The sequence below is a fragment of the Promineifilum sp. (SeqCode) genome, assembly GCF_041918635.1.
In the GTDB taxonomy this organism is placed as follows: Bacteria; Chloroflexota; Anaerolineae; order Promineifilales; family Promineifilaceae; genus Promineifilum.
In genome coordinates this window covers 1-4,097 of the sequence record NZ_JAYRVJ010000592.1, presented here as the reverse complement: position 1 = coordinate 4,097, position 4,097 = coordinate 1, and the positions used below count along the sequence as shown (strand labels likewise).

3 protein-coding genes are annotated in these 4,097 nt (G+C 67.6%); all 3 read left to right on the top strand.

The features are described from left to right. A partial coding sequence (hutH, locus tag ACE3UY_RS17550) for a histidine ammonia-lyase (protein WP_374688784.1) occupies positions 1-1,282 on the top strand: 1,282 nt, incomplete at its 5' end. 476 nt (positions 1,283-1,758) lie between these two features. Continuing rightward, a complete protein-coding gene (locus ACE3UY_RS17545; RefSeq protein WP_374688783.1) occupies positions 1,759-2,523 on the top strand; it encodes a hypothetical protein in 765 nt (254 codons plus the stop codon). Positions 2,524-2,728: 205 nt separating this feature from the next. Further along, entirely contained in the window at positions 2,729-3,997 is a 1,269-nt protein-coding gene (locus ACE3UY_RS17540) for an acetyl-CoA C-acyltransferase (RefSeq protein ID WP_374688782.1), read from the top strand. Positions 3,998-4,097 lie beyond the last annotated feature (100 nt).

The following is a 4,097-nucleotide window of genomic DNA, read 5'->3' as shown; positions in this document are numbered from 1 at the left end:
TCTGCCGCAGCCGACCGTGCGGGCCATGATCGTGGCGCGGGCCAACGCCCTGGCGCTGGGCCACTCCGGCGTGCGGCCGGCCGTCGTCCGCCTGCTGGTGGACATGCTCAACGCCGGGGTGACGCCGCGCATCCCCGCCCAGGGATCGCTGGGGGCCAGCGGCGATCTGGCCCCGCTGGCCCACCTGGCGCTGGTGCTCATCGGCGAGGGCGAGGCGCGGGTCAACGGTGTGCTGATGGACGGCGGCGCGGCGCTGGCCGCGGTTGGCCTGCGCCCGCTGGCGCTGGAGGCCAAGGAGGGGCTGGCCCTGCTCAACGGCACGGCCCAGATGGTCGGCACGGGCGCGCTGCTGGTGCGGCGGGCCATCAACCTGGCCCTGACGGCCGACGTTGTCGCCTGCCTGTCGCTGGAGGCGCTGCACGGAACCGACCGCGCCTACGACGCCCGCGTCCATGCCCTGCGCCCCCATCCCCGCCAGATCAACTGCGCCGACTTCCTGCGCCGCCTGCTGGCCGGCAGCCGGCTGCTGCGCGCCGACGATCCCAACAACGTGCAAGACCCCTACACGCTGCGCTGCGTGCCCCAGGTGCACGGCGCGGTGCGCGACGCCATCGCCTACGCCCAGTGGGTCATCGACATCGAGATCAACACGGTCAACGACAACCCCATCATCTTCGCCGATGAGGACGGCGGCATCGACGTGGTCTCGGCCGGCAACTTCCACGGCGAGCCGGTGGCGCTGGCGATGGACTATGCCGCGCTGGGGCTGACCGAACTGGGCAACATGAGCGAGCGGCGCTGCGCCCGGCTGGTGGACGCCGACAGCAACGGCGGCGTGCTGCCCATGTTCCTGACCGACCGCGGCGGGTTGGAGAGCGGGCTGATGATGGCCCAGTATACGGCCGCCGCGCTGGCCTCGGAGAACAAGGTGCTGGCCCACCCCTCCAGCGCCGACACCATCCCGACCAGCGCCAACGTCGAGGATCACGTCAGCATGGGCGCGGCCGCCGTGCGCCACGCCCTGCAAATCCTGGAGCACGTCGAGACCATCGTCGGCATCGAACTGCTGCTGGCGGCGCAGGGGGTGGATTTCCGCTGCCGGACGCTGGGCGTGGACGCCGGCTGTCTGGGGGAGGGGACGGGCGTGGCCTACCGGCTGGTGCGCGAGCGCGTGCCTTTCCTGGATGCGGACGTGGCCCTATCGCCCTACATCGAGGCCGTCCGGCAACTGGTCGCGGGCGGGGTGATCAAGGAGGCGGTGGAGGGGCGGTTGGGGATGTAGGCCGCTGGATCGCCGTCGTCCCCTTGGCCGGTGGTTGGTAGGGAAAAGCCGGCATTCCGCCAGCGAGCCGGCAAGGGTATCATACTCACCGCTTGTGCATATAACCTATTGTTGACATAGGTGATCCACCCATTATAATATACTTAACGCGAGAAGTTTTGGCCGTTGCTGCCCCTTTCACCGGCCGGTTGCGCGTTGCACGCGGAGCAGGCCGGTTTTCTGTTATGCCACTTTCGCGCCCCATTTGTCGCGGTTCGGCCCTAATCGGCGCGAAGCCACGGGCAAGGAGAATGGTTGTATCGCACAAACGGGCGCGTCCCACATTCCCCTGTGACCACAGTCCCCTGTGCCCACAGTCCCCTGTGCCCACAGTCCAATGTGCCCACTGCCCATAGCGACGTGCCGTCGCGCTTCCACCCCGCCGCGCCATCGCGCCGGTCAACCACGTTCGTTTCCAAGTTGAAGGAGGACATGTGATGAAACCCAAACTGATCGTGATCGTAGCGGTCTTGTTTGTGCTGGCCTTGCTCCCGGCGCTGGCGACGGCCAAGGGCGCCGTCGCGTCTCAGAAGGTCAGCACGATGGTCATTCAGCGCGGCCAGGCGCTCGCGCCGCTGCCCGGCGCGGTGAAGGGCACACAGCCGGCGGGCAAACTGGCCCCGGCGGCCGTGCTGCTCGGCTCCGGCCCCAGTGATCTGGGCATCCAGCCCAAGGCGCTCTATGGCCTGGTGAAAGAGGGCTTCGAGAACGGTTTCCCGACGGGCGAGTGGCTCGTGTGGGACTTTGGCGGCAGTGGGGCGTGCTGGGGCGCGGATGACTACAAGCCGAAGCGCTTCGCGATGAGCGCCTGGGTGGCCAAGGACTGCGCCAATGGGGTCGATCCCGAGTTCTACTACTACCCCAACTACATGAGCACCTGGATGGATTACCCCATCGACCTGCAAGGGGCAAAGAAGGCCGACGTGCGCTTCCAGTACTGGAACAAGTCGGAGTTTGGCTTCGACTACTTCGTCTGGTGCGCGTCGCCCGACTACGGCCTCAACTTCTACTGCAACACCCATACCGGCTCCACCAACAACAAGTGGCGCGTCGGCGCGCTGAACCTGGCGAACGTTCCCGGCTATGGCAGCATGCTGGGTCTGCCGGGCGTCGTCGTCAGCTTCGGCTTTGTCAGCGACCTCAGCATCGTGGATGAAGGCGCGTTCGTCGATCAGATCAAGATCACGGTCAAGGGGCCGTAGAAACCTGACAGGTCTGATAAGGGAACAGCCCCACCGCCGGTCAGCCCGACCGGCGGCGGGGCTGTTTCCGTTCACGCGCGCAACGGGGTACAATGGTAGCATCACCCGTAGGGGCGCACCTGCGTGTGCGCCCTGGGGCAAACGTGCGCCCTGGGGCAGACACGCAGGTCTGCCCCTACATTACGGATCAACAGTGAGGCCAACCATGCAAGAAGTAGTCATCATCGACGGCGTGCGCACCCCCATCGGCCGCCACGCCGGCGCGTTGTCCGATGTGCGGCCCGACGATCTGGCCGCGCTGGTCATCAAGGAGATTGTGGCGCGGACGGGCGTCGATCCGGCCACAGTCGAGGAAGTGTACTTCGGCTGCGCCAACCAGGCGGGCGAGGACAACCGCAACGTGGCCCGCATGGGCGCGCTGCTGGCCGGGCTGCCCCACGCCGTCGGCGGGGTGACGATGAACCGGCTGTGCGCCAGCGGCCTGAACGCCGTCAACCAGGCCGCGCGGGCCATCGCCGCCGGCGAGGGGGACGTCTACATCGCCGGCGGGGTTGAGTCCATGACCCGCGCCCCCTACTCGCTGCCCAAGAACAGCCGCCCCTTCGGCCCGTCGGGCAACGTGACCGCCTATGACACCACGCTCGGCTGGCGCTACCCCAATCCTAAGATGGAGGCGCTCTTCCCGCTGGAGGCGATGGGCGAGACGGCCGAGAACATCTACCAGATGAGTTGCGACGGGGCCATCGCCGGCGGCCCCATCAGCCGCGAAGAGCAGGACGCCTTCGCCCTGGAGAGCCAGCGCCGCGCCCTGGAGGCGATCAACGCCGGCCGCTTCCGGGCGGAGATCACGCCCGTCGTCTTCCCGCAGCGCAAGGGCGACCCCATCGTTTTCGACACCGACGAGCACCCGCGCATCAAGCAGAGCGAGAACGGCTACGTCCTGGACACCAGCGCCGAGACGCTGGCCAAGCTGAAGCCCGCCTTCCGTCAGGGTGGCTCGGTAACGGCGGGCAACTCCAGCGGCCTGAACGACGGCGCGGCGGCGCTGCTGCTGACCTCAGCCGAGCGGGCGGCGGCGCTGGGGCTGAAGCCGCTGGCGCGTTGGGTGGGATCGGCGGCGGCCGGTGTAGACCCGCGCACGATGGGGCTGGGGCCTGTGCCGGCCACGCGCAAGGCGCTGGCTCGCGCCGGCCTGACGATGGACGGCATCGACCTGATCGAGTTGAACGAGGCGTTTGCGGTGCAGGCGCTGGCCGTCATACGCGAGTTGGGGATGCGGCCGGAGATCGTCAACGTCAACGGCGGGGCCATCGCTCTGGGCCACCCGCTGGGCTGCTCCGGAGCGCGCATTCTGACGACGCTGCTGCACGAGATGAAGCGCCGGCGGGACGCCGGCGAGCCAATGCGCTATGGTCTGGCAACGCTATGTGTCGGCGTGGGGCAGGGCGAGGCGACCATCGTCGAGTTGATGTAAGAGGGATCATCCGCAGATTAAGCAGATTGGGCAGATTTGAAGAAGAAAGAGTCACGCAAAGCACGCCAAGTGCGCTAATAACGCAAAGAAGTCTCTTTCT